The following is a 24,899-nucleotide window of genomic DNA, read 5'->3' on the forward strand; positions in this document are numbered from 1 at the left end:
TCCATACTCGACATTTAACTTTTTTAACGGCATCGGCCGCGCCTGCGTCGTTACGGGCGCAAACGCTCTGGCCACGTAAGCCACGCCCGCAGTTGGTCAGCGCTCCAGCGCATCCGGTGATTTCGGCACCATCGCCGTCATCACATCCGGCGAGCCCTTCGTGACCGCCACGTCATCCTCGATGCGGACACCGATACCCCGCCATCGTCCATCGACTCGCTTGTCGTCAGGCGGCACGTAGATACCCGGCTCGACCGTGACGACCATGCCCTCTTCGAGAATGCGCGGCTCCCCATCGATGCGATAGTCGCCGACATCGTGGACATCGAGACCGAGCCAGTGCCCCGTCTTGCTCGGGAAGTACGGCTTATAGCTGCCTTCCGCAATCGCGCGGTCGGCGCCGCCCTTGAGTATCCCGACAGCGCAAAGACCCTCGGCGATAATGCGCACGGCCGCGTCGTGCGAGTCGGCAAAGGAACGCCCCGGGCGCACCGCATCGATCGCCGCCAGCTGCGCTTCATGCACGATCTCGTACAGCGCGCGCTGCTCCGTCGTGAAACGACCACCGACGGGGAACGTACGCGTGATGTCGGACGCATAGCAATCGACTTCAGCACCCGCATCGATCAACAGCAGATCGCCCTCGCGCAGAACCGCACGATTGGCCTGGTAATGCATGATGCAGGCGTTGGCGCCACCAGCCACCGTCGGAGGAAAGGCGGGAAACGCACCCTGGCCGCGAATGGTGCGAAGGATCTCACCTTCAATTTCGTATTCAGCGACACCGGGCCTTGCAATCGCCATGGCCGCAACGTGCGCCGCCCCTGCCACCTCCGCCGAGCGACGCATCAATGCCAGTTCGTCTTTCGACTTGAAGAGCCGCATGTCGTGCAGCAGATGGCTGAGCGCGACGAGGTCTTTCGGCACCACGCCGCCGCCACGTGCGGTGCGTAAACGACGCATCCACGCGAGCAGCCGTGCGTCGAAGTCGGGCTCCTGACCGAAATGGCAGTAGACCCGCGCGCGCCCCTCGATCATCCCCGGAAGGATGTCGTCGATATCGTCGATGGGGAAGGCATCGTCCAGACGAAGTTCGCGCGCCGCACGATCGGTGCCCATGCGCTCGCCATCCCAGCGCTCGCGCTCGGCATCGCGCTCGCGGCAGAACAGCACGGTTTCGCCGTGCGCTCGCCCCGGCAGCAGGGCGAGCACGGCTTCCGGCTCATCGAAGCCGGTGAGGTAATGAAAGTCCGAGTCCTGTCGGTAGGGCCACGGGGCGTCGGCATTGCGCATTCGCTCGGGAGCGGCGGCAAGGATCACCACCGCGTCCTCACCGGTCATACGCATCAGCTCCCGGCGCCGCCGGGCGTACTCGGCCGCGGCAATCAATGCAGGGTGTCGTTGGCCGGTCGGGAGGCGCGGCTGAGTTCGGCGTGCAGCAGCATGGCGCCAGCGCGGACGAATTCTTCGAGCTCGGTCAGGCTTTCGTCGTTGACGTCGTCGTCCGCGTCGAACTCGAACTCCGTGGTGGCGATGCCGGCCATGTCCTGCAGCACTTCCTTGGCGTCATCGCTCATGCCCCGGTTGACTTCGACCGAGCCGCCGAGGCCGAAACCGCCTAGAAAGCCCTGGACCCAATCGGTCAGGCCCTCCGCGCGTTCCGGCACGGGTGCGTCGTCATCGGGAAGCCACGGCGAAAAGGTCAGCTCGGGGTCGGCCAGCCACTCTTCCGTCTGATGACGCAGCCGGGTCAGCATGGCCTGCTCGTCCGCATTGGGTGCGGGATCGGGCTCGAATTCGAGGGCGGACAGCACGGAGCCGTGAGGGAAACGGCCGCCGGCACTTAAGTAACCCACGAGAGAGCCATGAAATTCACTGACCGATATGGACAGCTTGCAGCGGGCGATGAGTTCGGCGATCTCTTCCGGATCGACGGTCTGGTTGGCCGACATGGCGGATACTCCTGGGAAACTGAGCGGTCAGTCTAATGCAGCCGCCTTCACGCTGCGCCTGCCTTCCGCTTCACGGATTGCCGACAGCGCGAAAACGTCCTGTTATAGTCCGCGCATGACGAACCCGGACGCCTTCAAGACTGAACTGGAAGCCCTGAGCGCCACGCTCGACCGGCTCGTCGACACCGTTCGCCGTCTTACCGAGGAAAACCGCAGTCTGCGGCACAGCCAGGAACAGCTGGCGAACGAACGTGCGGGGCTGATGGCGCGCAATGAACAGGCGCGCAGCCGCGTGGAAGCGATGATCCAGCGCCTCAAGGCGCTCGAGAACACGGGCTGATACCTCCTTATGAATGCCACCGCCAGCGAACCGGTATCCCTGCGCCTGCTCGATCGCGAGTTTCACATCGCGTGCGCGCCGGAGGAACGTGACGGCCTGATCGACGCCGCCCGGTTTCTCGACGGCAAGATGCGTGAGCTGAAGTCGCATTCCAAGGCGCCTGGCTTCGATCGCCTGGCCGTCCTGGCCGCCGTCAGCATCGCCCACGAGCTGCTTTCGCTCAGAAAGGAGCACGGCTCGCAGGAACAGGTGCTGACCGACGGACTGGCCGCTTTGCGCAGAAAGCTTGATGGTCTGCTCGACGCACCGGTAAAATGACGGCAGGCGTTCCCTGCGGTGTTCGCCAGCGCACTTTACATTTGCCTTGTTCCTACATACGACCCCGGGTCGGCTTTTGGTGGCTGTTGTGCATGTCCGCCTTCGTGCGGAAAGCCTTGATGCCGCCTAGCTCTCCCACCTGATCCTTTGGATCAAGGTCGTTTGGTGCGCAGCGGCATCGCGGAGAACGCCTCTCCCTATTTAGCCGGTCGGTCCGCAGGGGCCGGTCAGCGCCCCCACCGCGGCTGATCGTCCCATGTCAAAGCTCCCCGAGAGACGCGAACTTCGAGCCGACCTCGTCCAGCGCCGACGCCAGCTGAAGCCGGCCGAGCGTGTCGCCGCGGCCCAGGGCCTGCGCCATTCGCTCGAACAGCTGCCGGAATTCCTCACCGACAAGCACGTCGCCGGCTACTGGGCTACGGGCGGCGAATTGCCGCTGAACCTGGCCATCGCCCCGCTCGCCGAGCGCGGGCAGACGTTCTACCTGCCCATCGTGACCAAGTCGGGTGGCAAGCGCCGTCTGACCTTCGCACCGTGGACCACGGGCGAGGATGTCGAGGCCAACGAAATGGGCATCCCCGAGCCGAAAGCCTCCGGGCACGTCGTCGAGGCCGCGAAGCTGGACCTCGTGCTGGTGCCGCTGCTGGGCTTCGACCGCAAGGGCAACCGCCTCGGCTTCGGCGGCGGCTACTACGACCGCAGCTTCGAATTCCTGCGCGATCAGAAGCGCCCGGCACAGCCCCTGCTGGTCGGCGTGGCTTATGACTTCCAGGAACTCGACGGTATCGAGAGGGCCGAGTGGGATATCCCGCTCGACTACATCGCCACCGACAAGGAGCTCATCGACTGCACGGGCGCCGCCGAATGAAGTACTGGCTCATGAAGTCCGAGCCGGACACCTTCTCGATCGACGATCTGAAACGCAAGGGTGTCGAGCCCTGGGACGGGGTGCGCAACTATCAGGCGCGCAACTTCATGCGCGACGGGATGAAGGTCGGCGACAAGATCTTCTTCTATCACTCCAATACCGACGTACCCGGCATCGTGGGCATCGCATCGGTGGCTTCGTCCGCGTATCCGGACGAGAGCCAGTTCAACGCCAAGTCCAAGTATTACGACGAGAAGAGCACGCGCGAAGAACCGCGCTGGATGCTGGTCGACGTGAAGTTCGAGCGCAAGCTCGCACGCACCATCTCGCTGGACGAACTGAAAAACCGTGACGAACTGGCGGACATGCCGCTGGTCCGCAAGGGCAACCGGCTGTCGGTGATGCCGGTGGCCAAAGGCGACTGGGATTTCATCCTCAAGCTGGAAAAAGCATGAGCCAGGACAACGAGAAGCGCCTTGCCGCCGAAACCGCCGCCTTCCGCTACGTGGGTGAAGGCCGTTTCAAGGGCGGCATCATCGGCGTGGGTACCGGTTCCACCGTGAACTTCTTCATCGACGAACTGGCCCAGTACCGCGACCGGATCAAGGCCGCCGTCTCCAGCTCCGAAGCCTCCAGCGATCGCCTGCGCAAGCTCGGTATCGACGTGCTGGACCTCAACGCCGCCGGCCGCCTCGACCTCTATGTCGACGGCGCCGACGAGTGCGATCCGCAGCGACGCCTGATCAAGGGTGGCGGTGCCGCGCTCACGCGCGAAAAGATCGTCGCCGCCGCCTCCGACAAATTCGTCTGCATCATCGATGCGAGCAAGCAGGTCGATGTGCTGGGCAAGTTTCCGCTACCCATCGAAGTGATCCCGATGGCGCGTAGCCATGTGGCGCGCGAGATCGTCGCGCGTGGCGGTCAGCCGGTGTGGCGCGATGGCGTCGTGACCGACAACGGCAACTGGATCCTCGACGTGCACAACTGGCGCATCGCGAATCCCGTGGAACTGGAAGCGGATCTGAATCAGATCGTCGGCGTGGTGGCTGTGGGGTTGTTTGCGAAGCGGCCCGCCGATGTGGTGATCGTGGGCAATCGCGAGATCTGAGAAGGCCAGGCGATAGCCTGGCGCCTGCGGATCATCGCGAACACAGGTACCCTCTCGCCCCATGACCCTCGAATCCATCCTACTTATCATCCTGCTGGTCGCCGTTCTGGCGTGCCTGGCGCTGCTTTTCGTCCTGATGTCCCGCAACGGCAGACAACAGGACGACGGCAGTGCCGCGAAGCTGGACGCACTGCGCGACGACACGCGCCGCCTCGAGTCCGTGCTGCGCGACGAACAGCGCGCCGGCCGTGGCGAACTCGGCGAGAGTTTCGGCCAGTTCCGCGGCCACGTGCAGGAACAGCTGCAACTCGCGGCCGAGCGCCAGCACGAGCGCATCGAAGCCTTCGGCAAGCGACTCGACCAGCTCACTGAACGCACGGATCTCGGCCTGCAGTCGCTTCGCCAGGGCCTGGCCGACGACTCGCGCAAGACCCGCGAAGAGTCCGCCGTTACCCTGAAGCACTTCGGCGAACTGATCGACCAGCGCTTCGCCGCGCTTACCCTGGATAACGAGAAGCGCCTGACCGAAGTGCGCGCCACGCTGGAAACCCGTCTGGGCGCGATCCAGCAGGACAACGCGGCCAAGCTCGAGCAGATGCGCGCCACCGTGGATGAGAAGCTGCAATCCACGCTCGAAACCCGCCTCGGCCAGTCCTTCCAGCTGGTGTCGGAGCGCCTGGAAGCCGTTCAGCGCGGCCTCGGCGAAATGCAGGCCCTCGCCACGGGCGTCGGCGATCTCAAGCGCGTGCTGACCAACGTGAAGACCCGCGGCACCTTTGGCGAAGTCCAGCTGGGCGCCCTGCTCGAACAGATTCTCATCGCCGAACAGTACGCGGCCAACGTGGCCACGGTGCCCGGTTCGGCCGAGCGCGTGGAATACGCCATCCGCCTGCCCGGCGCCGACGATGACGGCGCCCAGGTATGGCTGCCGATCGACGCGAAATACCCGATCGAGGATTATCAGCGTCTGCTGGACGCCCAGGACGCGGCGGACGTCGAAGGCGCGCTCGTCGCCGGCAAGGCCCTTGAACTACGGGTGCGGGAAGAAGCCAAGCGGATTCGCACGAAGTACGTCGCTCCGCCGCATACCACGGACTTCGCTATTCTCTTCCTGCCCACCGAAGGCCTGTACGCCGAGGTCATCCGCCGGCCGGGGCTGTCCGACCAGTTGCAGCGCGACCATCGCGTTACCGTTGCCGGCCCGACCACGCTCACCGCCCTGCTCAACAGCCTGCAGATGGGCTTCCGCACCCTGGCCATCCAGAAGCGCTCGTCCGAGGTCTGGCAGGTGCTGGCGGCGGTCAAGAACGAGTTCGGCAAGTTCGCCACGGTCCTGGAACGCACCCAGAAACAGCTCGATTCGGCGACCAACAGCATCAAGAACGCGGGGGTCCGCACCCGCGCCATCGAGCGCAAGCTCCGCGGCGTCGAATCGCTGGGTGGCGAAGAGTCGCAGAAGCTGCTGGATCTGGGTGCGGCCGATGAGCCAGACGCGACCGCGGACGACACCTCGGACTGAGCCGGGGCCTTCCGGGCCATCGCGAGCAGGCCTGCTCCCACGTTACAATCGTCGTTTGCACCGTTAAGGAACCTCCCCCGATGAGCGACGACGCCAAGTCCCGTCCGGTCAGCCGCGAACAGGCGGAAGAAGCCGTACGCACCCTGCTGCTCTGGGCAGGTGAGGATCCGAACCGCGAAGGCCTGCTCGACACGCCCAAGCGCGTGGTCAAGGCCTATGGCGACTGGTTCAAGGGCTACGACGAAGATCCCGCCGAGTACCTGCGCCGCACCTTCGAGGAAGTGGCCGGTTACGACGAAATGATCGTCCTGCGCGACATCGAGTTCGAAAGCCATTGCGAGCATCACATGGCGCCGATCATCGGCCGCGCGCACGTGGGTTACGTGCCGACCGACCGCGTCGTCGGCATCAGCAAGCTGGCCCGGGTGGTCGATGGTTTCGCCCGTCGCTTCCAGGTCCAGGAAAAGCTCACCGCCCAGATCGCGCATTGCATCGAAGACACGCTGCGTCCGCGCGGCGTCGGTGTGGTCATCGACGCCAGTCACGAATGCATGACCACCCGTGGTGTGCACAAGCGTGGCGTGTCGATGATCACCAGCCAGATGCTCGGCAGCTTCCGCGAAGATCCACGCACACGGGGCGAGTTCCTTCGCTTCGTCGGCGTCGACCGTCGCTGACCTTGAGCGGCCCGCTCGATACCCACGTCCACGACGAACGCCTGCAGGATCTCTTCCGCGACGGCGTCGTCGCCGAGGACCTCCCCACCGTTTTTCCGCTCTTGCGCGGTCGCGGCTTGCTGCGCGCGTTTTCCGCGCTGTTTCATGGGAGCGAGGCGCAGGTGCTGTTGCGCCTGCTCGTGCTGCGCACGATCGGCGCACGCTCTCACGCGACGGAATGGACGCCGCAGGAAATCCGCGACAACCTGGCGTTCGTCGACACGGTAAAGCTCGAAACGGTGGTTCAGCGACTCAAGGACCACGAGCTGCTCGTCTACGACGCGGAGATCCAGCGTTATCGCGTCGGCCCGCTCGGTCGTAAGGCGCTCGCCGCGCTGGCGGTGATGCTCGAGTTCGAGAACGACGATGACGACGGTCTCGGTTACCTCACCGCGCAGCTCGCTGCCGGTCAGGCGGTGGGCCGTGTGTCCGTCGACGAGCTCGGCCATCTGCTTTCGCGCCTGACGGAGCTGAAGGAAGACTTCGACCGCGCGGTGTTGTCCGGCTCGGAGCACCGTATCCGCCGCGCCGCCGAACGTCTGGATTCCGTGTGGACCTGGGTCGAGAAAGGCACCGAGGTCGTCGCCGGCATCACCGAAAAGGACGAGCTCGAGCCGGCGGCGCACCGGCTCGCCCAGGCCGTGGGTCGCGCCCAGAGCGCGCTGCTGCGTCAGGCGGGCACGTTCCAGCGCGAACTGAACAAGATCGACCAGCATCGTGTGCACCTGGGACGCACCGGCCTGTCCTCGTCGGACCTGGTCGGCTGGCTGCGCGTCCAGGACATCGATGCACTGGCTTCCTTCGAAGACGGGCAGCTGCTGCTGCCGCTGCCTGCGCCGTTCATCCACGATCAGATCGCCCTCGACGTGGCGGAGTTCGAGCTGCTGGAGCGTGAGCGTCTTGCCGCCGAGGTCACCGCCCTGCCCGGCGCGGAAGAACCACCCGATGCCGCCGACCTGCCGATGGACGAGGAAGACCTGCGATTCCTCGAAGACTGGAGCATCGAACTGGCCGCCATCACCGAGCCGCGCGAACTGTCGGACACCCTGATCGGCGACGACTACGCCCTGTCCGCGTACCGGCTCTCGCTGCTCGGCCTGCTCGGCGATCCCGAGTCCGCCGCCCTCGAAGGGGGCACCGCCGATCTCGCGCGACTACCGCTCGCGCTCGAGATCGAGCCCCTGCTCATCGAAACCGACCTGCCCCAGATCGCGCTGGTCAGCGCGGGACGCCTGCGTCCACGCGACGCCGCCAAGGACACCGCCGATGCATGACGATACCGCCACCCTCGTAACCCGGCTGCTGTCACAGCGCTGGTTGCCACGCGACGACGTGCAGGCCCGCAAGGCACTGCTCGACGAGGGATACCGCGAAGAACTCGACCGCCGGCTCGAAGCGGTCGGCCTCGAACTGCGCGAACACCCTTATGCCGCGTACATCGGCCTTGCCGTGGCGCGCAAGAGCGAGCGCGCCGTCTTCGGCGGCAGCGACAGCTGGATCTCCAACACCCTGCAACTCGACCGCGACGGCGTCGCGCTGCTGGTCGTGGTCTGGGCCCTCATCGTGCTGCCCAAGCGCCAGCGGCAGGTGGAGCGCCAGGAGGCCGAAGCCGCCGCCTCGCAGAGCCAGATGTTCGCGGAAGAGAAACCGATCCCGCGCGACCCCGCCGTGTCGCCAGTGATCGCCGAGCGTACCCTCCTCGCCGATTTCGGTGACAAGCTGGGCGGCAAGACGCGCGTCGGTTTCAACCTCGGCACGCTGAACCGCCTGGGCTTCATCATCCGTCGCAAGGGCGAAGTGGCCGAGGGTCCGCTGCTGGATCTCGCCTTCGATTACGAACGCACCGCTCGCCGCATCCTCGACGGCGCACTGGGCGACCTCCTGTCCGATGCTGCGGCACGCGCGCCGGTCCGGTCGCACCATGACGACACCGACGATCCGGACGAGCCGGGCGACGACGACGTGATCGACGACACCGAGGAAAACACCGATGTTTGATTTCCGCAGCCTCGAAGTCGTCCATTGGGATTACTGGCAGCGCTTCAGCCTGCCGCTCGACACCAACATCGTCACCGTCGTGGGCCCGAATGGCTCCGGCAAGACGACGCTGCTCGACGCGCTGCGCACGTTGCTGACGATCGACTGCGCGGGCAATCGCGACTACAAGAGCTACCTCCGCCACAACGGCAAGCCGTTCGCGTGGCTGCGCGCCCGCGTCGGCAATATCCCCGGACCGAGCGGCGAGCGTCCGTTCTTCCCGCTGATGGACCGTGAGGTCACCCTCGCCTGCCGCATTCAGAAGAAGGGCGGCGAGTGGACGCGGCAGTACGCCGTGGTCGGCGGCGACGTGAGTGTCGAAGAGATCGAAGCGCGCAACGATTTTCTCGGCCTTCGCGAGTACCGCGTGCGTCTCGAAGGCGCCGGTCTTTCGCAGGCGATCCGCCGCGTGCTCACGCTCGAACAGGGCGCCACGGACAAGCTCTGCCAGATGCCGCCCAAGGCGCTGCTCGACCTGGTCTTCGACGTGTTCGGCGATAAGGCCGTTCTCGATGACTATCAGCGGGCACGCAACGAACAGATCGAAGCCGACCGAGAACAGCACGGTCTCGAACATCAGCTCTCGCTGATCGGCGTGAGCCTGCAGGAGGCCGAAGGCCGCGCCCGCTCGTTCCAGGAATGGAACGCGCTCAAGAGCGAGCGCGTCGATCTGGTGGCGAGCATCCTTCCGCGCACCGAGCTGGCCGAGCTGGGCGGTGGCGTGCGCGGTGCACGTCCGCAACTCACCGGCGTCAAACGTCGCGTCGCCGAACTGGAGCAGCGCGATGCGGACCTCGCGAAGCAGCTCGGGGATTTCGATGCCTCGGGCGAAGCGCTTCGCGGCGAACAGCACGAGGCCGACCTGGCGCGCCAGCAGACGCAGAAGAGCCTCGACGCGGCGCGTGCCGAGCTCGCCCAGAATGATCTGTTGATCAAACAGGAGACGCGCCTGCGCGAGATGGTCGCCGCCCAGGGTGGCGCCGATCACGAACGTCTCGCCGATGTCGCACGCGATGCCCGCGCCCAGGCGAGCCTGCTGCAGACCGAGGAAGGCAAGCTGCGCCAGGAACTGGCGACGCTGACCGGTCAGCTGTCGGCGTGGCGCAGCGGCCGACGCTACACCCCGGATTTCGAAGCCTCGTTCCGTCGCGCCCTCGATGAGGCGGGCATTCGTCACAGCATGCTCAGCGAGATCGTCGAGATCGTCGAGCCACGCTGGCAGCCGGCCGTCGAAGCGGTCCTCGCGGGCTATCGCCACGTGGTGCTGCTCGACGACCCGCGCGATCGCGAGAAAGCGTGGAAGCTGGGCGAGCAGCACCGCTACAAGCACTTCGTCGTCGCCGACCGCGCCCCCGCCGGGCGCGCCACGCGCAGCTCGCTGCTCGAGGTGGTCGAGTTCTCCGCCGCACCGCCTGACTGGCTGCTGCGTAACCTCGACCGTATCCGCCGCGTCGAGGACATCGCCGATGGCGCGACATTGGGCAAGGATCAGGACTGGATCACGCCGCAGGGCTACTTCCGCGAACGTCGCGGCGGTCGCCATCTCGGCGTGGATGACATGTACTTCGGTTCCGGCGCGCGCGAACGACAGCTGCGCGACGGTGAGGCGAAACTGCGTGACATCGAGGCACGACTGCGCGACATCGCGACCGAGCGAAAGGACGCCATGGCGCGCGCCAGCGACGCCGAAGGCATCCTGCGTGGCGCCAGCGCGAGCAGCCAGCTCGCCGACCGCGCGGACGAATTCGCCGAAGCGCACGCGCAACAGGCCGGCTTGCGCGAAGACGTGCAGCGGACGGCTGACAGCCATGTCGCTGCGGAGGCGCATTACGAAGCGGTGCGCGAAAAACGCCTCAGGACGTCGAACGCACGCGACAACGCCGCGCGCGAACAGCTTTCGACGCAGAAGCAACTCGCCGAGACCGTTCGCCAGTACCACCAGCTGCGTGGTGAGCAGATCGACCGGCTGAAGGCATTCCGCGCGAAGCGTGCGCATGTGCCCCTGGCTTTGCGCAGCCGCGCCGCCGTCGCGGCACTACGCGAGCGTTACGAGTCGCCCGCATCCGTGCGTCGCGAGATCGACCGCATCGAGCGTCGCCTCGAGGAGGGCCACTGGGAGGAGGATCCGAGCGTCGTCGCGCTGCGCGAGAAACTGCTCGCCGATCACGAAGGCCTCAGACACGATCTCGAGAAACGCCGCATCCACCTCGAGCGCGCCTCGCGCATCACGCACGAGGCGCGCGGTGCCTATATCCAGGTCTTGCGCAACACGGTGCGTCGTTACGCCCGGAACCTGAAAGTGCTTGCCGAACTCGCGGGCATCGGCGTCGACGTCGATCTTCCGGAGCTCAGCAACGACGATCTGGCACTCGCCTCGGCCGCGCTGCATGTGCGCTTCGAGTTCGACAAGAAGGGCTGGATCGGGATGGACGATGGCGAAGCCTCGGGGGGCCAGCAGGTGATGAAGTCGCTGCTCCTGCTCGTGGCGCTGATGCGCGATGAAGACCGGCCCGGCGGATTCGTGTTCATCGACGAGCCTTTCGCGCATCTGGACATCTTCAACATCGACAAGGTCGGTGCATTCCTGAAGTCCACGCGCGCGCAGTACATCCTGACGACGCCGGCCACGCATAACGTCAACGTGTTCCAGCCTTCGGAGCTGACGCTCGTCACCAGCAAGCGCCGGCCGGGCGCAACCTGGGCGCAGCCGTTGGCGGTGCTGCGGCGGCGCTCACACGCCGCATGACGTAACGGCCCCGACAAGGGGCCGTTCGATCGCTCAGTGGCGCGCGGTCTCGCCCGACATGGGATTGTCTTCACCCGATCCATCCAGCGCGTTGCCGCTGGCATCAGTCGGGCGCTGACGCGTCGGATTATGTTCGTCTTCCTCGGGCCGCACGCGTGCATGGTGACGCGCGATGAGCCATGCCGCCGCGATGGCGCCGACACCCAGACCCACGCCAATGGCGAGACCCAGCGGGCGACGACGCGCGTGACGTCCCGCTTCCGCCAGCGCCTGCGAGGTCAGTGAGCCCGCGCGGCCGGCATACTCACGCGCCGTGCCGATGGCCTGATGTTCGCGGTTGCCGGTCATCGAACCGACGAGGCGCTCGGCGCGGCCGAAAAGTTCCGCACGGAGGCTCTTGCTGCGCAGGAATGTCATGGCTGTCTCCTTGTTTCGAGACCGACACGATGACCGCCATGGCGTGATGATTTTGCGGTGGCGGCGTGGAGGCTGCTACGAGCCTCCACGCCCTGGTCGTGCGCGGGCGCGCTCCTACAAGGTTTCCAGCCAGGCTTCGTCGGAGCCTTCTTCCACGCCCTCGAACAGGAAGGTGGAGAGATAGCGCTCGCCGGTGTCCGGGAGCATGGCGAGGATGACGCTGCCCTCCTCGGCGCTTTCGGCGTATTTCAGGGCGGCGGCAAGCGTCGCACCGGCGGAGATACCGACAAAGAGACCTTCCTCGCTGGCGAGTCGGCGGGCCGTATCGCGGGCGAGCACCTCGTCCACCGGGATATCGACGTCGAAGATCTTGCGGTTGAGTACCTCGGGCACGAAGTCCGGCGTCCAGCCCTGGATCTTGTGCGGTGCCCAGGGCTGGTCGGCGAGCAACTGGGCCGCGGCCGGCTCAGTGGTGACAATCTTCACCTCGGGGCGCGCGATCTTGAGCACCTCGCCCACACCGGTCAGTGTGCCGCCGGTGCCCCAGCCGGTCACGAAGGCATCGAGGCGGCGGCCGGCGAAGTCCTGGAGGATCTCGGCGGCGGTGGTGCTCCGGTGATAGGCCGGGTTAGCCGGATTCTGGAATTGCCTGGGCAGGAACCAGCCGTGCTTCGCCGCAAGCTCCTCGGCACGTCGGACCATGCCGCTGCCGCGCTCGGCGGCGGGGGTCAGGATCACGCGGGCACCGTAGGCGCGCATCAGCTTGCGGCGCTCGACGGAGAAGCTGTCCGCCATGGTCGCCACGAACTTGTAACCCTTGGCCGCGCAGACCATGGCCAGCGCGACGCCCGTATTGCCCGAGGTGGCCTCGACCACGGTGTCGCCGGGTTTCAGCAGACCCTTGGCCTCGGCATCGAGAATGACCGCGATGGCCAGGCGGTCCTTGACCGAGCCGCCGGGGTTGAAGAATTCGACCTTCGCGTACAGGGAAATGCCAGCCGGGGCGACGCGATGCAGGCGAACGATGGGCGTGCGGCCGATCGTGTCGAGAATGCTCTCGTGAATCATGGGGTAATCCTTGACGGGAAGTACGAGAACCCAGAAGGTACTCCCCGGACCACGGGGCGACAAACCCCACCGGATCACGCAGACTCCCGGCCCATGAATCGACGTCCATACGCCTTCGCCGCCACCCTGCTGCTGACCGCCGCCGCCCAGGCACAGGACTTTCCGCGGACGCCGGCCGAATACCTTCGACGCATGGACGCCAATGGCGACGGCAAGGTCGACGAGGCCGAGTACGTCCGCTACATGAGCCAGGGCTTCCTGCGCATGGACGTCAACGGCGACGGCGTGCTCGATGCCAACGATGGCCCGATGCGGCCCGGCGCCAGGCCCGTGAGGCTGGAAGAGTTCCAGCGCAACCTGATCCTCCAGTTCCACAAGCTGGACAGGAACAGGGACGGTTTCCTCAACGCGAAGGAACTGTCCCAGCCGCCGATGTGACATCGCGCCCGCAAGAGCCTGCGGTGCGTTACCCTCTGCCCCACTTTGGAGAGGACGGATGAATACGACGGAACTGTTCCTGATCGCGATGACGATCATTCTTGGCGTGCCTTATCTGATCTGGCGCGTCTTTCGGACCGACTACTGGGCACCGCTGGTGGTGGTGCAGATCCTTACCGGGATCCTGCTGGGGCCGGGCGTGCTGGGGAAGGTCTTCCCCGACTACTACACGACGGTATTCGCGCCGCCCGTCATCGGTGCCCTCAACGGCATCGCCTGGTGGGCCGTGATGGTCTTCGTCTGGATCGCCGGCATCGAGCTCGACCTGCGCGACGCCTGGAAGCAACGCCGTGAATGCGGGACCACGGCCGCCCTCGCCCTCGGCGTGCCTCTTGCGACCGGCTGCCTCGCCGCGCTGGCCATGCTGGCCTGGCACGGGGGATGGATGGGTGAAGCAGCGACGACGTGGCAATTCGTGCTGGGCATCGGCATGGCCTGCGCCGTGACCGCGCTACCGATCCTCATCCTGCTGATGGAGAAGATGGGTATTCTGCGGGCACCGCTGGGACAGCGTGTGCTGCGCTATGCGAGCCTGGACGATCTCGCGATCTGGGCGGTGCTGGCGATCATCCTGCTCGACTGGAAACGTGTCGGCCATCAGGTGGCCTTCCTGGCCGTGTTCGCTGTCGCCTCCGCCGCATTCCGGCGGCTGATGGCACGTGTGCCGGAGCCGGACCGCTATTTCATCGGTCTGATCTGGCTGGCCGCGTGTGGTTACGGTGCCGACTGGTGCGGTCTGCACTTCATGGTCGGAGCCTTCCTTGCGGGCGCCGTGATGGAGCGTGACTGGTTCACGCTCGAAAAGCTCGACGGCCTGCGTCACAACGTCCTGCTCGTCATCATGCCGGTGTTCTTCCTGTCCACCGGTCTGCGAACGAACTGGCAGGTCGGAGGCACGGCGGTGTTCGCCGCCGCGGCTCTGCTGCTGGTCGCCTCCGTCGTGGGCAAGCTGGCCGGCGTCGGCATCGCCGGTAAGCTGCTCGGCTGGGCACGTGGCGATGCCTGGACCATCGGCTGGCTGCTGCAGACCAAGGCGCTGATCATGATCATCTTCGTCAACGTGCTGCTCGACCGTCACATCATCACCAGCGAGACATTCACCGCGCTGCTGCTGATGGCGGTGGCCAGCACCATGCTGACCACCCCGATCGTCAAACCGCGGCTGAAGCACTTCACCCCATGAGTACGACGGAACCGAAGAGCACGACGCACACACCGGTGCGCCGCGCCGCCGTGATCTTCATCTTCGTCACGGTGCTGATCGACATTCTGGCGTTCGGCATCATCATTCCGGTGTTGCCGCACCTCATCGAACAGATGACCGGCAATACCGTATCGAACGCGGCGTGGTGGGTCGGTGTGTTCGGTACGGTCTTCGCCGCGGTGCAGTTCATTTCGTCGCCGATCCAGGGGGCGTTGTCGGACCGCTTCGGGCGTCGCCCTGTCGTGTTGCTTTCGAATCTCGGGCTTGGACTCGACTTCGTATTGATGGCCGTGGCGCCTTCGTTGTGGCTGCTGTTCGTCGGGCGCGTCATCTCCGGCATGACCGCCGCCAGCTTCACCACGGCCAATGCCTACATCGCCGATGTCACGCCGCCGGAAAAACGCGCGGCGGCCTTCGGCATGCTTGGCGGCGCGTTCGGTATCGGCTTCATCATCGGACCGGCGCTCGGCGGGTTCCTTGGCGGATTCGACCTGCGCCTGCCGTTCTGGGTCGCCGCGGGTCTGGCGCTGACGAACTTCCTTTACGGGTATTTCATCCTGCCGGAGTCGCTACCGGTGGAGAAGCGCAGCGCACGCTTCGAACCGCACAGCGCCAGTCCACTGGGCTCGCTGAAGATGCTTCGCCGGCATCGCGAGATTTTCGGTCTGTCGGTCGTGATGTTCCTTTTCTACCTCGGGCACTACGTTTTACAGACGGTGTTCGTCCTCTATGCCGACTACCGTTATCACTGGGGTCCCCAGGCGGTGGGGTACGTGCTCGCGCTCGTCGGCGCCTGCGATGGATCGGTGCAGGCATTCCTCACCGGTCGACTGACTGCGCGCTTCGGGGAGCGACGGGTCATGGTCGCGGGGCTGTCGTTCGGTGTGGCGGCATTCGCCGTCATGGGTTTCGCCACGACCGGATGGGTATTCCTGATCGGTATTCCGCTGCTGTCACTGTGGGGGCTGTCCGGACCGCCGATCCAGTCGATCATGACGCGCCATGTGGCGCCCGATGAGCAGGGTCGTCTGCAAGGCGCCGTGACCAGCCTGGGCAGCTTCGCCGGGATCTTCGGGCCTTATCTGTTTGCGCAGATCTTCGCCTTCGCGATCGCGCCGGAGCGGAGCGTGCATGTACCGGGCGTCCCGTTCCTCCTGGCCGCTGCGCTGGTCGGGGCCGGAGCGGTTATCGCCGCGCGGGCTACCCGGCAGGAGAGCCCCAGCATAACGAGCCCCTGACACGTTCGGGCGGTCCATGACCGCCTGGGCGTGCCCTTCGCCAGGGTCAGGTGATGGACGAGCCGCCCCTCCGGCGCTACCCGCGAAAACGTGAGCTAATTCGCAATCGCCGTCGTATCATGGGCAGAATTTCGACCTATCACGCGACGGCTGGGGCGTGCGTTTGGACAACCAGTTGTGGGAAAGCAAATATCACGAGGCGGTCGACCGGCTGACCCGTGAGGAAACCCAGTGGAAGACCGCCGAGTCCCTGCTGCGCCAGCTGGTCGGCTGCCTTGGCCGCGCGGCGCACGGCTCGAACGACCAGCTCGATCCGCATATCGAGCAACTGTCCTCGGCCTTGCACGGCCCCGTCGACGCCATGGTGCTCGAGCCACTGGTCAACGACCTGAGCCAGGCGCTGGACAGGCTGGGCGAGCGCCCGCAGAACGCCGTCGAAGAACGCTCCATCCCGATCACCCGCCCCCAGCGCACCGAGCACGGATCCTCCGTGCAGTCGGCGCTGAGCCGGCTGGTCGATCGTATCGTCGTCCTGCCGAAGCTGGCTGACCGCGCCAACGACCTCCGTCACGATGTGGCGGACGCCGGCGACCTGGTCGCCCTGGCGGCGTGCGGTGATCGCCTCGCGGATCTGGTCAACGAGCAGCGGATCGGCCTTCAGCGGGAAATCGACGCGCTTCAGGCGGTGCTTCGCCATGTCACCAGCCGTCTCGACGAGATGAGCCAGTACATGTCGCGCGAGCTCGCCGACCAGTCCACCGGAGAGGCCAATGGCCAGGCGCTGGACGCCTCGGTAAGTCACGAGATGCGCCTGCTGGACGAAGCCGCCCTGGAACTGGACGACATTCACGACCTGCGCGAGCGCGTCGGCGAAAGCATCGAAAAGATTGCCGCCTGTTTCCGCGAGTTTCGCGATCGCGAAGGCAGCCGTCTTACGGCGTACCGTGACCGTGCCGAAAAGATGCGCCTGCGCATCGAACAGCTCGAAACCGAACGCAACGCTCTGCAGCGTTCGCTCGAACGCGAGCACGAGCTGGCCCAGACCGACACGATGATCGGCATGCCCAACCGCCTTGCTTACGAAAAGCGGATCGAGGTGGCGTTCGAGGCATGGAAGACGGCGTCCCGCCCGCTGTGCGTCGCGGCGATCGACATCGACCACTTCAAGAGCATCAACGACACCTACGGCCACACCGCCGGCGACGCCGTCCTGCGCATCATCGGCCAGGCCCTGGTGAAGCATGTGCGCCCGTGCGACTTCGTCGCCCGCTACGGCGGCGAAGAGTTCATCGTGGTGTTCGATGGCGCCGACGAGCATGAAGCGCTGCAGGTCTGCGAGCGCCTGCGCGGGAAGATCCAGCATCTGGCCTTCCACGCCAGCCGGCAGCCGGTGCGGGTCACCGCCTCCATCGGTCTGACGCAGTTCCAGTCGGGCGATACACCCCAGACGGTGTTCGATCGCGCCGACCTTGCGCTCTATACCGCCAAGAACGGCGGACGGAACCGCTGCGTCATCGGCTAGCCCGCTACGTCGCCACGCCGAAGATACGCCCGACCGTCGAGGACAGCACCATCGCGGCGGTGCCCCAGAACACGATGCGCACCATGCCGCGAAGCATGCCGGCGCCTGCCAGCCGTGCCGACATCGCCCCGAGCGCCGCGAGAGCGATCAACGAGACGACGATGATCGCGGGTGTCATTGCCACGCGAGGCACCAGCGCGGCAGCCGCGATGGGCAGAATCGCGCCGACGGCAAAGCTGGCCGCCGACGCCGCGGCAGCCTGCAATGGCCGCGCAGCCGTCGCATCCGACATGCCGAGCTCGTCGCGCAGATGCGCACCCAACGCGTCGTGCGCCATCAGCTGATCGGCGACCTCACTGGCAAGCTTGCGGTCCAGACCGCGATGCACATAGATCTCGGTCAGCTCGCGATGCTCGCCCACCGGATCTTCGGCCAGTTCGATCGATTCGAGCTGACGCTCGGCGTGCTCACTGTCGGCCTGCGAACGCACGGAGACATACTCACCCGCCGCCATCGACATCGCGCCGGCGACCAGCCCAGCGACACCGGCCAGCAGGACCTGGCTGCCACCGGCCTCGGCGGATGCCACGCCGACCAGCAGGCTCGCCGTGGAAAGGATCCCGTCGTTGGCCCCGAGCACGGCGGCGCGGAGCCAGCCGATACGGTCCAGGCGATGATGCTCATGGTGTCGTATGCGATGCATCGTCTTCTTCCTTCTTCTTGTTCTCGTCAGCGCGCTCTTCCGCGAACGCCACGAGCCAGCCGATGCCCAGGGCGCAGGCCGTACCCAGCAAGACTTCACCCAGTCGATAGAGCGCGGTTTCCCAAACGGGGCCATCGCTGGGCACGAGGAGCAGGATGGCGGCCGTGATGCCACCCACGCGTGCCGCGGCACCCGCATTGGCGGTCCAGCAGGCAATAGTGACGACGCCCAGCCCGACGGCGAAGGAAAGCAGGTCGCCACCGCCGCCGACCCAGAGGCCGAGCAGCCCGGCCACGCCACCGAAGGCGGTCCCGAGGATACGATCGCGACCGGCGCCACGCGTATCGCCGAAATGGGGCTGAATGACCGCGATGGCGCTGATCGCGGCCCAGAAGGCCTGACCCGTGTGCAGCGCATGGCCGATGCCGTAAGCCACACTGGCGGCGAGAACCGTCTTCAGCGCCATGAACACGCCGGTGCGCACCCGGCCGCCCAGCGGCATGGTGCGGAGCATGCGGTCCAGCATCGACTGCGCGCGATGCAGGCGGGTCGTCCGGCGCTCGGTCTCGGTTCGGGAGTCGGTCTCGCTCATGCCACCATCGTAACCGCAGGGTGTGTGGAGAAATCGCGCGCGGGGCGCGCTCCTACACGAGCAGGGGACTTCAGGACTTCAGTTTCCAGCCGGTACGGAAGATCCACCAGACCACGGCGAGGCAGACGACCAGGAACCCCACCGTCGCTCCCACGCTCACCAGCACGTTGACGTCGGCCTGGCCGTAGAAGCTCCAGCGAAAACCGTTGACCAGATAGACCACCGGATTGAACAAGGTGATCTTCTGCCACATCGGCGGCAACATCGAGATGGAATAGAAGCTGCCGCCGAGGAAGGTCAGCGGCGTGATCACCATCAACGGCACCACCTGCAGTTTCTGGAAATCATCCGCCCACAGACCGATGATGAAACCGAACAGGCTGAAGGTCACCGCGGTCAGCAGCAGGAAGCCGATCATCCACACGGGGTGCTGGATCTCGTAAGGCACGAACAAGCGTGCGGTCACGAGGATCAGCAGCCCGAGAATCACCGACTTGGTGGCCGCCGCACCGACGTAGCCGATGACGACTTCGACATAGGACACCGGTGCCGAAAGCAGCTCGTAAATCGTGCCAGCCCATTTCGGCATATAGATACCGAACGATGCATTGGAGACGCTCTCGTTGAGCAACGACAGCATGATCAGGCCGGGGATGATGAAAGCGCCGTAGCTGATGCCTCCGATGGCGCCCATGCGTGAGCCGATGGCCGCGCCGAAGACGACGAAGTACAACGACGTGGAAAGCACGGGCGAGGCGATGCTCTGGGTCAGCGTGCGGAACGTGCGGGCCATTTCGAAGCGGTAGATGGCACGGATCGCGTGGATATTCATACGCCACCCCTCACCAGGCTTACGAAAATGTCTTCGAGCGAACTCTCGCTCGAATGGAGATCCTTGAAATCGATGCCCAGCTCGTTGAGCTTGCGCAGCAGCACCGCGATACCGGTATCGTCGCCCTGCGTATCGAACGTGTACGTCAGGGACTGGCCATCCGCGCTCAGCTCCAGCGGCCACTCGTTCAGGCCTTCGGGCACGGCGGTCAGCGGGCTCTGCAGGGACAGCGTCAGCTGCTTCTTGCCCAGCTTGCGCATGAGAGTGTGCTTCTCTTCCACGATGACGATTTCGCCGCGATTGATGACGCCGATGCGGTCGGCCATCTCCTGCGCTTCTTCGATGTAATGCGTGGTGAGGATGATGGTGACACCCGACTCGCGCAGGCGACGGACCATCTGCCACATGTCGTGGCGCAGTTCGACGTCGACACCGGCCGTGGGCTCGTCGAGAAACAACACGCGAGGCTCGTGCGCCAGCGCCTTCGCGATCAGCACGCGGCGCTTCATGCCGCCGGACAGCGACATGATTTTCGAGTCGCGTTTCTCCCATAACGACAGATCGCGCAGGACGCGTTCCAGGTGCACGGGGTTGGGCGCCTTGCCGAACAGGCCGCGGCTGAATTTCACCGTGGCCCAGACGGTTTCGAAGGCATCCGTGGACAGCTCCTGCGGCACCAGCCCGATCAGGCCGCGCGCGGCGCGGAAGTCCTTGCGGATGTCATGACCGTCGACGGTCACGCTGCCGCCGGTGCCGTTGACGATGCCGCAGACGATGCTGATCAGGGTGGTCTTGCCGGCGCCGTTCGGGCCGAGCAACGCGAAGATCTCGCCCCGCTTGATGTCGAGGTCCACGCCGTTCAGTGCGCGCAGCCCGCTTTTGTATTCTTTGGTCAATCCGCGGATCGCGACGATGGCGTCGGGCGCGGCGGTGGTGGCATCCATGGTAACCCGCGATGTCGATGGGTAAGACGGCCGATGGTAGACCCATGCGGAGCATGGGGCGAGACCTTGTGGATCGGCGCGGCGGCCCCAGATCGAACGCGATTGCCCACCCAAAGGCCCTGCCATGTCCATCTCGCTCTACGACGCCACGGTTCCCGTCTTCGTCCGCGGCTTCCGCGTCCTGTCCGACCTGCTCACCAAGGCGGAGGCCCAGGCCGACGCTTCCGTCCTGATCGATGCCCGTCTCGCGCCGGACATGCTCAGCCTCGCGGGCCAGATCCAGCGCGCCAGCGATACCGCCAAGTTCGCCGTGGCCCGCGTGGGTGAAGTGCAGCCGCCGTCGTTCGAGGACAACGAAACCACCTTCGCCGACCTGCGCAAGCGCATCGATGCGACCGTAGCCTGGATCGAATCCGTGGACCGCGCCGCCATCGACGCGGGCGAATCGCGCACGATCACGCGCAAGTTCAAGGATAAGGAATACAACTTCTCGGCGCAGGAGTACCTGCTGACCTTCGGCATCCCCAACTTCTTCTTCCACGTGACCACCGCGTACGACATCCTGCGCCATAACGGCGTCGCCATCGGCAAGCTGGATTACCTCGGCTTTGCCGGATGAGTGACGGCCGATGCCGTTGCGCCTGGGGTGAGACCGACGACCTGCTGCGCGGGTACCACGACCGCGAATGGGGCGTGCCCGAGCGCGACGGCCGGCGGCTATGGGAGAAGCTGGTTCTGGACGGTTTCCAGGCGGGGCTGTCGTGGCGAACCATCCTGGCGCGTCGCGACGGCTTCCGGCAGGCGTTCGAAGGATTCGATCCGGACGTCGTCGCGGCCTACGGTCCACGCGAGATCGAGCGGCTGTTGGCCGATCCGGGAATCATCCGCTCGCGGTCCAAGATAGGCGCCGCCGTCGGCAACGCGAAGGCGTACGTGGCCATGCGGGAAGCTGGCGAGGATTTCGCCGGTTTCTGCTGGAACTTCGTGGGGGGTGACCCCATGCTTTGGGAAGGGCCGGTGCCACCGAACAGTCCACTGTCGGAGCAGGCATCCAGAGCCCTGAAGAAACGCGGTTTCACCTTCGTCGGACCGACCATCGTGTTCGCCTGGATGGAAGCCACCGGGATGATCAACAGCCACGCCCCGGACTGCTTCAGGCGCACCGAGCTATCGCGTAAGCCTTTACCGGACAAGGGTTAACGCCTTTTTTAGCCGGGAAGGCGTAGGTTCGACTCAACGCCGCCACGCGGCGTTTTCCGTCTGGTCCACCCAACCATCTGTGAGGGTCCCATGGCTTCGAGTTCCGCCCAGCTGTTCATTCCGCACTGCGAATCGACACAGGGACCGTGGATCGTCCGCCGTGCCTCGTCACCGCTTGGCCGCTACGCCAGTCAGGCCATGGCCATCGCCGCCGCGGAGGCGCTCGCGCCGGGCCTCTCCGACAGCCTCGGCCTCCCCGTGGAGATCCACGTTCAGCAAGCCGATGGCACGTGGGAAGAACACACCTACGTAGTCGCCGGGCTGGTGGCCGGCCTCCCTGCGTCGCCCGCCGGGATCAACCGTCACGCCTGAGCGTCATGGGGTGAGACGTCGATGAGGTAACCTTGACCGGTTGCCTCTTCCTCTTTTGCGCCCATCGATGCTCACCGACGACACCAAAGCCGCCATCCGCGCTGCCTACACGCGGCTGAAGGACGGGCTTGCGGGTTTCCGCGGCCGTTCGGCGCAGCTGAAGATGATCGCGGAGGTCGCCAAGGCGCTGGCCGAACCGGCGGGCGCCGCGGTGATCGAGGCGCCGACCGGCACGGGTAAGTCGATGGCTTACCTCATCGCTGGCCTGGAAGTCGCCCGGGCCCAGAAGAAGAAGCTGGTCATCGCGACGGCCACGGTGGCGCTGCAGGAGCAGCTGGTCCAGCGCGACATTCCCCAATACCTCAGCTTGTGCGGCGTCGAGGCCAAGATTGCGCTGGCCAAGGGCCGTGGCCGTTACCTGTGCCCGCGCAATCTGCGCATGGCCGGTGCCGAACCCGCCGCCCAGACCGGTTTCGATTTCGACGCCGATCTCGCCTTGTGGTCACGCCCACCGGCGGAGCGCGACACCAAGGCGGTCGAGAAACTCGGCAAGGCCTTCGAATCGCGTGAGTGGAGCGGCGACATCGACACCAGCCCGGAGCCTCTGTCCGATCTGGTCCGCGGCATGATCACGACCAGCGCCGGCGGTTGCACGGGACGCAAATGCGGCGCCTTCGCGGTGTGCCCGTTCTTCGTCGCCCGCCGCGCCATCGGCGAGGCCGACATCGTGGTCGCGAACCAGGATCTGGTGCTGGCCGACCTGACCATGCCGCGCGACGAAGACACCTTCGGCGGCGTCATCCTGCCAAAGCCGGAAGACACCCTCTACATCTTCGACGAGGCGCACCACGTGCCTGCCAAGGCCATCGACCGTGGCGCGGCCGATGTGCACCTCGCCACGGCCGTGCGTCGCATCGGTCGTCTGCAGAACCAGATTCACGGCGCCTATTCGCTCACCGACAAGGAGAGCATCGGCAACCTCACGCTGGAAGCCGGCGACGAGAAGATGGTGGCCATGTCCAACGCACTCGAAGAAATCGAGCGCGAGATCCGCATGACGTGGACGCCGTCGTCCAACGAAACCGAGCCCGTCTTCCGCGCGTCGCTGGGCCAGCTTCCGGAAAACTGGAAGATGCATGCCGAGCATCTGCACCTGATCACGCGGGACATCCAGCGCTGGCTGCGCACCGTGCGCCGCACCGTCGTCGAGATGGGAGCGGGCGGCCCCACGCAGGAAGCGCTGTCGCGCGAGCTGGGCATCGCGCTCGAACGCCTCGAGCGCCAGGTGAAGACCTGGTATGCCTGGTCGACCGAGGATCGCGAGAACGGTCCGCCGCTGGCGCGCTGGGTCACGATGACGCCGGAGCAGCAGCTGGTCTGTCATGCATCCGCGGTATCCGCGGGTGGCCTGTTGCGTAACGTACTGTGGGACAACGCATCGGCGGTGGTCATGACCTCGGCCACGTTGAGCGCGGGCGGAAATTTCCGGGGGTTTGCGGACTCCGTCGGACTGCCCAACGAGGCCGTCACGCTGAGCCTCCCATCGCCATTCGATCTCGAAAATCAGGCGACATTGAGTGTGCCGAGCATGCGCACCTTGCCGGACGATCGGGAAGGCCACGCTCGGGAAATCTCCGAGTGGCTGGCGAAGAATCTGGACTGGAACGCGGGAAACCTGGTGCTGTTCACCTCGCGCGCCAAGCTCGACCGTGTGTTGCAGACCTTGCCGATCGAGTTCGTGCGCAAGGTGCGCGCGCAGGGTTCGTTGTCCAAGCAGCAGCTCATTACCGAGCATCGCGAAGACATCGAAGCCGGCAAGGGCAGCACGCTGTTCGGCCTGGCCTCGTTCGGCGAGGGTCTCGATCTGCCCGGCAAGCTGTGCGAGACCGTGGTCGTGACGCAGCTTCCGTTTGCCGTGCCGACCGATCCGGTAGGCGCGACCTATGCGGAGTGGCTGGAGTCGCGCGGACGCAATCCGTTTATCGAGGTGAGCGTGCCGGACGCGACGCGTATTCTCACGCAGTACTGCGGCCGGCTGATTCGTACCGAGACGGATACGGGGCGCATCGTGCTGCTCGACCGTCGCGTGATCACCAAGCGCTACGGCACCGGCATGTTGCGCGCGCTGCCGCCATTCGCACGCGATATCGAGCGCGTGGCATGAGCATCGTCCGCTTCGACGCATTGAAAGCCGTGCCGTGGAAGAACGGCCTCGGCATCACGCGTGAGATCGTGGTCGAGCCGCCGGGCGCGACGATGGATGATTTTCTGTGGCGTGTGAGCATCGCCGACGTGGATACGGCCTCCCCGTTCTCGGTGTTCGCAGGCGTCGATCGCACGATCGTTCTCCTCGAAGGCGATGGATTCACGATGACCCTCGACGGTGAGCGTCAGCATGCGTTGACGACGGCTTGCGAGCCGTTTGCGTTTGCGGGCGAGTCACGGGTGGACGTGCGGCTAGCCGGTGGCGCGACGCGTGATTTCAATCTCATGGTGCGGCGCGGCCATGCCTCGGGACGGATCGATGTCGTGCGCGGGCCCGTTACGATGGACGGCTCGAACATCGCGTTGCTGCATGTCGCGCGCGGCGAGGCAACCATCGACGGCGAGGCCTGCGCTCAGGGCGACACCGCTATCGCTCCGCGGTCGGTGACGCTGCGCGATAACGCGACCGCCCTTCTGATCCGGATCGCCTGACCCGACCG

27 protein-coding genes and 1 other RNA gene are annotated in these 24,899 nt (G+C 65.7%); 20 read left to right on the plus strand and 8 right to left on the minus strand.

Annotated features, from left to right (window positions below; translation table 11 throughout):
- Positions 1-96: 96 nt before the first annotated feature.
- Together J2X57_RS14375 and J2X57_RS14380 are read right to left on the minus strand one after the other, a co-directional pair.
- Positions 97-1,389 (minus strand): aminopeptidase P N-terminal domain-containing protein, encoded by a 1,293-nt coding sequence (locus J2X57_RS14375; RefSeq protein ID WP_139382644.1) that lies wholly within the window; start codon positions 1,387-1,389, stop codon positions 97-99.
- A complete protein-coding gene (locus tag J2X57_RS14380; protein WP_036116256.1) occupies positions 1,386-1,952 on the minus strand; it encodes a UPF0149 family protein in 567 nt (188 codons plus the stop codon). The genes J2X57_RS14375 and J2X57_RS14380 overlap by 4 nt, the downstream gene beginning before the upstream one ends.
- A gap of 115 nt (positions 1,953-2,067) precedes the next feature.
- Between J2X57_RS14380 and J2X57_RS14385 the strand changes: the two genes are divergently transcribed.
- The 11 genes from J2X57_RS14385 (at position 2,068) to J2X57_RS14435 (ending at position 11,604) form a co-directional block, all read left to right on the plus strand.
- Positions 2,068-2,292 carry a TIGR02449 family protein gene (locus J2X57_RS14385; RefSeq protein ID WP_036116258.1) on the plus strand — a complete coding sequence of 75 codons (225 nt, stop codon included), beginning with the start codon at positions 2,068-2,070 and terminating at the stop codon, positions 2,290-2,292.
- A 9-nt stretch (positions 2,293-2,301) separates the two neighbouring features.
- On the plus strand, positions 2,302-2,610 hold the full coding sequence (locus J2X57_RS14390; RefSeq protein ID WP_036116260.1) for a cell division protein ZapA: 309 nt from the start codon (positions 2,302-2,304) through the stop codon (positions 2,608-2,610).
- Positions 2,611-2,617: 7 nt separating this feature from the next.
- A non-coding RNA gene (gene ssrS / locus J2X57_RS14395) (6S RNA) lies at positions 2,618-2,801 on the plus strand.
- Positions 2,802-2,866: 65 nt separating this feature from the next.
- Positions 2,867-3,478 (plus strand): 5-formyltetrahydrofolate cyclo-ligase, encoded by a 612-nt coding sequence (locus J2X57_RS14400; RefSeq protein WP_036116261.1) that lies wholly within the window; start codon positions 2,867-2,869, stop codon positions 3,476-3,478.
- Positions 3,475-3,933 carry an EVE domain-containing protein gene (locus J2X57_RS14405; protein ID WP_036116262.1) on the plus strand — a complete coding sequence of 153 codons (459 nt, stop codon included), beginning with the start codon at positions 3,475-3,477 and terminating at the stop codon, positions 3,931-3,933. The genes J2X57_RS14400 and J2X57_RS14405 overlap by 4 nt, the downstream gene beginning before the upstream one ends.
- Entirely contained in the window at positions 3,930-4,586 is a 657-nt protein-coding gene (gene rpiA, locus J2X57_RS14410) for a ribose-5-phosphate isomerase RpiA (protein WP_036116263.1), read from the plus strand. The genes J2X57_RS14405 and rpiA overlap by 4 nt, the downstream gene beginning before the upstream one ends.
- A gap of 61 nt (positions 4,587-4,647) precedes the next feature.
- A complete protein-coding gene (gene rmuC / locus J2X57_RS14415; RefSeq protein ID WP_309868176.1) occupies positions 4,648-6,105 on the plus strand; it encodes a DNA recombination protein RmuC in 1,458 nt (485 codons plus the stop codon).
- Positions 6,106-6,185: 80 nt separating this feature from the next.
- Positions 6,186-6,782, plus strand: a complete 597-nt coding sequence (gene folE, locus J2X57_RS14420; RefSeq protein ID WP_043692025.1) for a GTP cyclohydrolase I FolE — start codon at positions 6,186-6,188, stop codon at positions 6,780-6,782.
- A 2-nt stretch (positions 6,783-6,784) separates the two neighbouring features.
- Positions 6,785-8,095 carry a hypothetical protein gene (locus tag J2X57_RS14425; RefSeq protein WP_309868179.1) on the plus strand — a complete coding sequence of 437 codons (1,311 nt, stop codon included), beginning with the start codon at positions 6,785-6,787 and terminating at the stop codon, positions 8,093-8,095.
- Complete coding sequence (locus J2X57_RS14430; RefSeq protein WP_308846263.1) at positions 8,088-8,819, plus strand: hypothetical protein; 732 nt, start codon at positions 8,088-8,090, stop codon at positions 8,817-8,819. Before J2X57_RS14425 ends, J2X57_RS14430 begins: the two co-directional genes overlap by 8 nt.
- Positions 8,812-11,604 carry an AAA family ATPase gene (locus J2X57_RS14435; RefSeq protein ID WP_309868182.1) on the plus strand — a complete coding sequence of 931 codons (2,793 nt, stop codon included), beginning with the start codon at positions 8,812-8,814 and terminating at the stop codon, positions 11,602-11,604. The genes J2X57_RS14430 and J2X57_RS14435 overlap by 8 nt, the downstream gene beginning before the upstream one ends.
- A gap of 33 nt (positions 11,605-11,637) precedes the next feature.
- Here the strand turns inward: J2X57_RS14435 and J2X57_RS14440 are convergent, their stop codons facing one another.
- A complete protein-coding gene (locus J2X57_RS14440) occupies positions 11,638-12,021 on the minus strand; it encodes a hypothetical protein (protein ID WP_036116269.1) in 384 nt (127 codons plus the stop codon).
- A gap of 114 nt (positions 12,022-12,135) precedes the next feature.
- Positions 12,136-13,089 carry a cysteine synthase A gene (gene cysK, locus J2X57_RS14445; protein ID WP_308846266.1) on the minus strand — a complete coding sequence of 318 codons (954 nt, stop codon included), beginning with the start codon at positions 13,087-13,089 and terminating at the stop codon, positions 12,136-12,138.
- 93 nt (positions 13,090-13,182) lie between these two features.
- Between cysK and J2X57_RS14450 the strand changes: the two genes are divergently transcribed.
- The 4 genes from J2X57_RS14450 to J2X57_RS14465 all read left to right on the plus strand — a co-directional run bounded on the left by J2X57_RS14450 (position 13,183) and on the right by J2X57_RS14465 (position 17,551).
- The gene (locus tag J2X57_RS14450; RefSeq protein ID WP_036116277.1) at positions 13,183-13,527 is read left to right on the plus strand and encodes a hypothetical protein; all 345 of its coding nucleotides are present in this window, start codon (positions 13,183-13,185) and stop codon (positions 13,525-13,527) included.
- Between the two features lie 58 nt (positions 13,528-13,585).
- Positions 13,586-14,770: a cation:proton antiporter gene (locus J2X57_RS14455; protein ID WP_309868186.1), complete on the plus strand. Its 1,185-nt coding sequence runs from the start codon at positions 13,586-13,588 to the stop codon at positions 14,768-14,770.
- On the plus strand, positions 14,767-16,029 hold the full coding sequence (locus J2X57_RS14460; protein ID WP_309868188.1) for a TCR/Tet family MFS transporter: 1,263 nt from the start codon (positions 14,767-14,769) through the stop codon (positions 16,027-16,029). The genes J2X57_RS14455 and J2X57_RS14460 overlap by 4 nt, the downstream gene beginning before the upstream one ends.
- 157 nt (positions 16,030-16,186) lie before the next feature.
- Positions 16,187-17,551 carry a diguanylate cyclase gene (locus tag J2X57_RS14465; protein ID WP_036116282.1) on the plus strand — a complete coding sequence of 455 codons (1,365 nt, stop codon included), beginning with the start codon at positions 16,187-16,189 and terminating at the stop codon, positions 17,549-17,551.
- A 4-nt stretch (positions 17,552-17,555) separates the two neighbouring features.
- Here J2X57_RS14465 and J2X57_RS14470 read toward each other — a convergent pair whose 3' ends face one another.
- The 4 genes from J2X57_RS14470 to J2X57_RS14485 form a co-directional block, all read right to left on the minus strand.
- Positions 17,556-18,254, minus strand: coding sequence for a VIT family protein (locus J2X57_RS14470; protein WP_309868190.1), 699 nt, complete (start codon positions 18,252-18,254; stop codon positions 17,556-17,558).
- Positions 18,232-18,846, minus strand: a complete 615-nt coding sequence (locus tag J2X57_RS14475) for an FUSC family protein (protein WP_081907601.1) — start codon at positions 18,844-18,846, stop codon at positions 18,232-18,234. Before J2X57_RS14475 ends, J2X57_RS14470 begins: the two co-directional genes overlap by 23 nt.
- Positions 18,847-18,916: 70 nt before the next feature.
- The gene (locus tag J2X57_RS14480) at positions 18,917-19,678 is read right to left on the minus strand and encodes an ABC transporter permease (protein WP_036116285.1); all 762 of its coding nucleotides are present in this window, start codon (positions 19,676-19,678) and stop codon (positions 18,917-18,919) included.
- Positions 19,675-20,622, minus strand: a complete 948-nt coding sequence (locus tag J2X57_RS14485; protein WP_036116286.1) for an ABC transporter ATP-binding protein — start codon at positions 20,620-20,622, stop codon at positions 19,675-19,677. Before J2X57_RS14485 ends, J2X57_RS14480 begins: the two co-directional genes overlap by 4 nt.
- 124 nt (positions 20,623-20,746) lie before the next feature.
- On the opposite strand from J2X57_RS14485, the gene J2X57_RS14490 reads away from it, so the two are divergent.
- From J2X57_RS14490 to J2X57_RS14510, 5 genes are all read left to right on the plus strand, one after another.
- A complete protein-coding gene (locus J2X57_RS14490) occupies positions 20,747-21,241 on the plus strand; it encodes a DUF1993 domain-containing protein (RefSeq protein WP_036116287.1) in 495 nt (164 codons plus the stop codon).
- Positions 21,238-21,822 carry a DNA-3-methyladenine glycosylase I gene (locus J2X57_RS14495; protein ID WP_036116288.1) on the plus strand — a complete coding sequence of 195 codons (585 nt, stop codon included), beginning with the start codon at positions 21,238-21,240 and terminating at the stop codon, positions 21,820-21,822. Before J2X57_RS14490 ends, J2X57_RS14495 begins: the two co-directional genes overlap by 4 nt.
- A gap of 90 nt (positions 21,823-21,912) precedes the next feature.
- On the plus strand, positions 21,913-22,194 hold the full coding sequence (locus J2X57_RS14500) for a DUF2188 domain-containing protein (RefSeq protein WP_036116289.1): 282 nt from the start codon (positions 21,913-21,915) through the stop codon (positions 22,192-22,194).
- Between the two features lie 67 nt (positions 22,195-22,261).
- Positions 22,262-24,358, plus strand: a complete 2,097-nt coding sequence (dinG, locus tag J2X57_RS14505) for an ATP-dependent DNA helicase DinG (protein ID WP_309868197.1) — start codon at positions 22,262-22,264, stop codon at positions 24,356-24,358.
- Positions 24,355-24,891: a HutD family protein gene (locus J2X57_RS14510; RefSeq protein ID WP_309868199.1), complete on the plus strand. Its 537-nt coding sequence runs from the start codon at positions 24,355-24,357 to the stop codon at positions 24,889-24,891. The genes dinG and J2X57_RS14510 overlap by 4 nt, the downstream gene beginning before the upstream one ends.
- Positions 24,892-24,899 lie beyond the last annotated feature (8 nt).

It is taken from the genome of Luteibacter sp. 1214 (genome assembly GCF_031455395.1).
GTDB lineage: Bacteria > Pseudomonadota > Gammaproteobacteria > Xanthomonadales > Rhodanobacteraceae > Luteibacter > Luteibacter mycovicinus.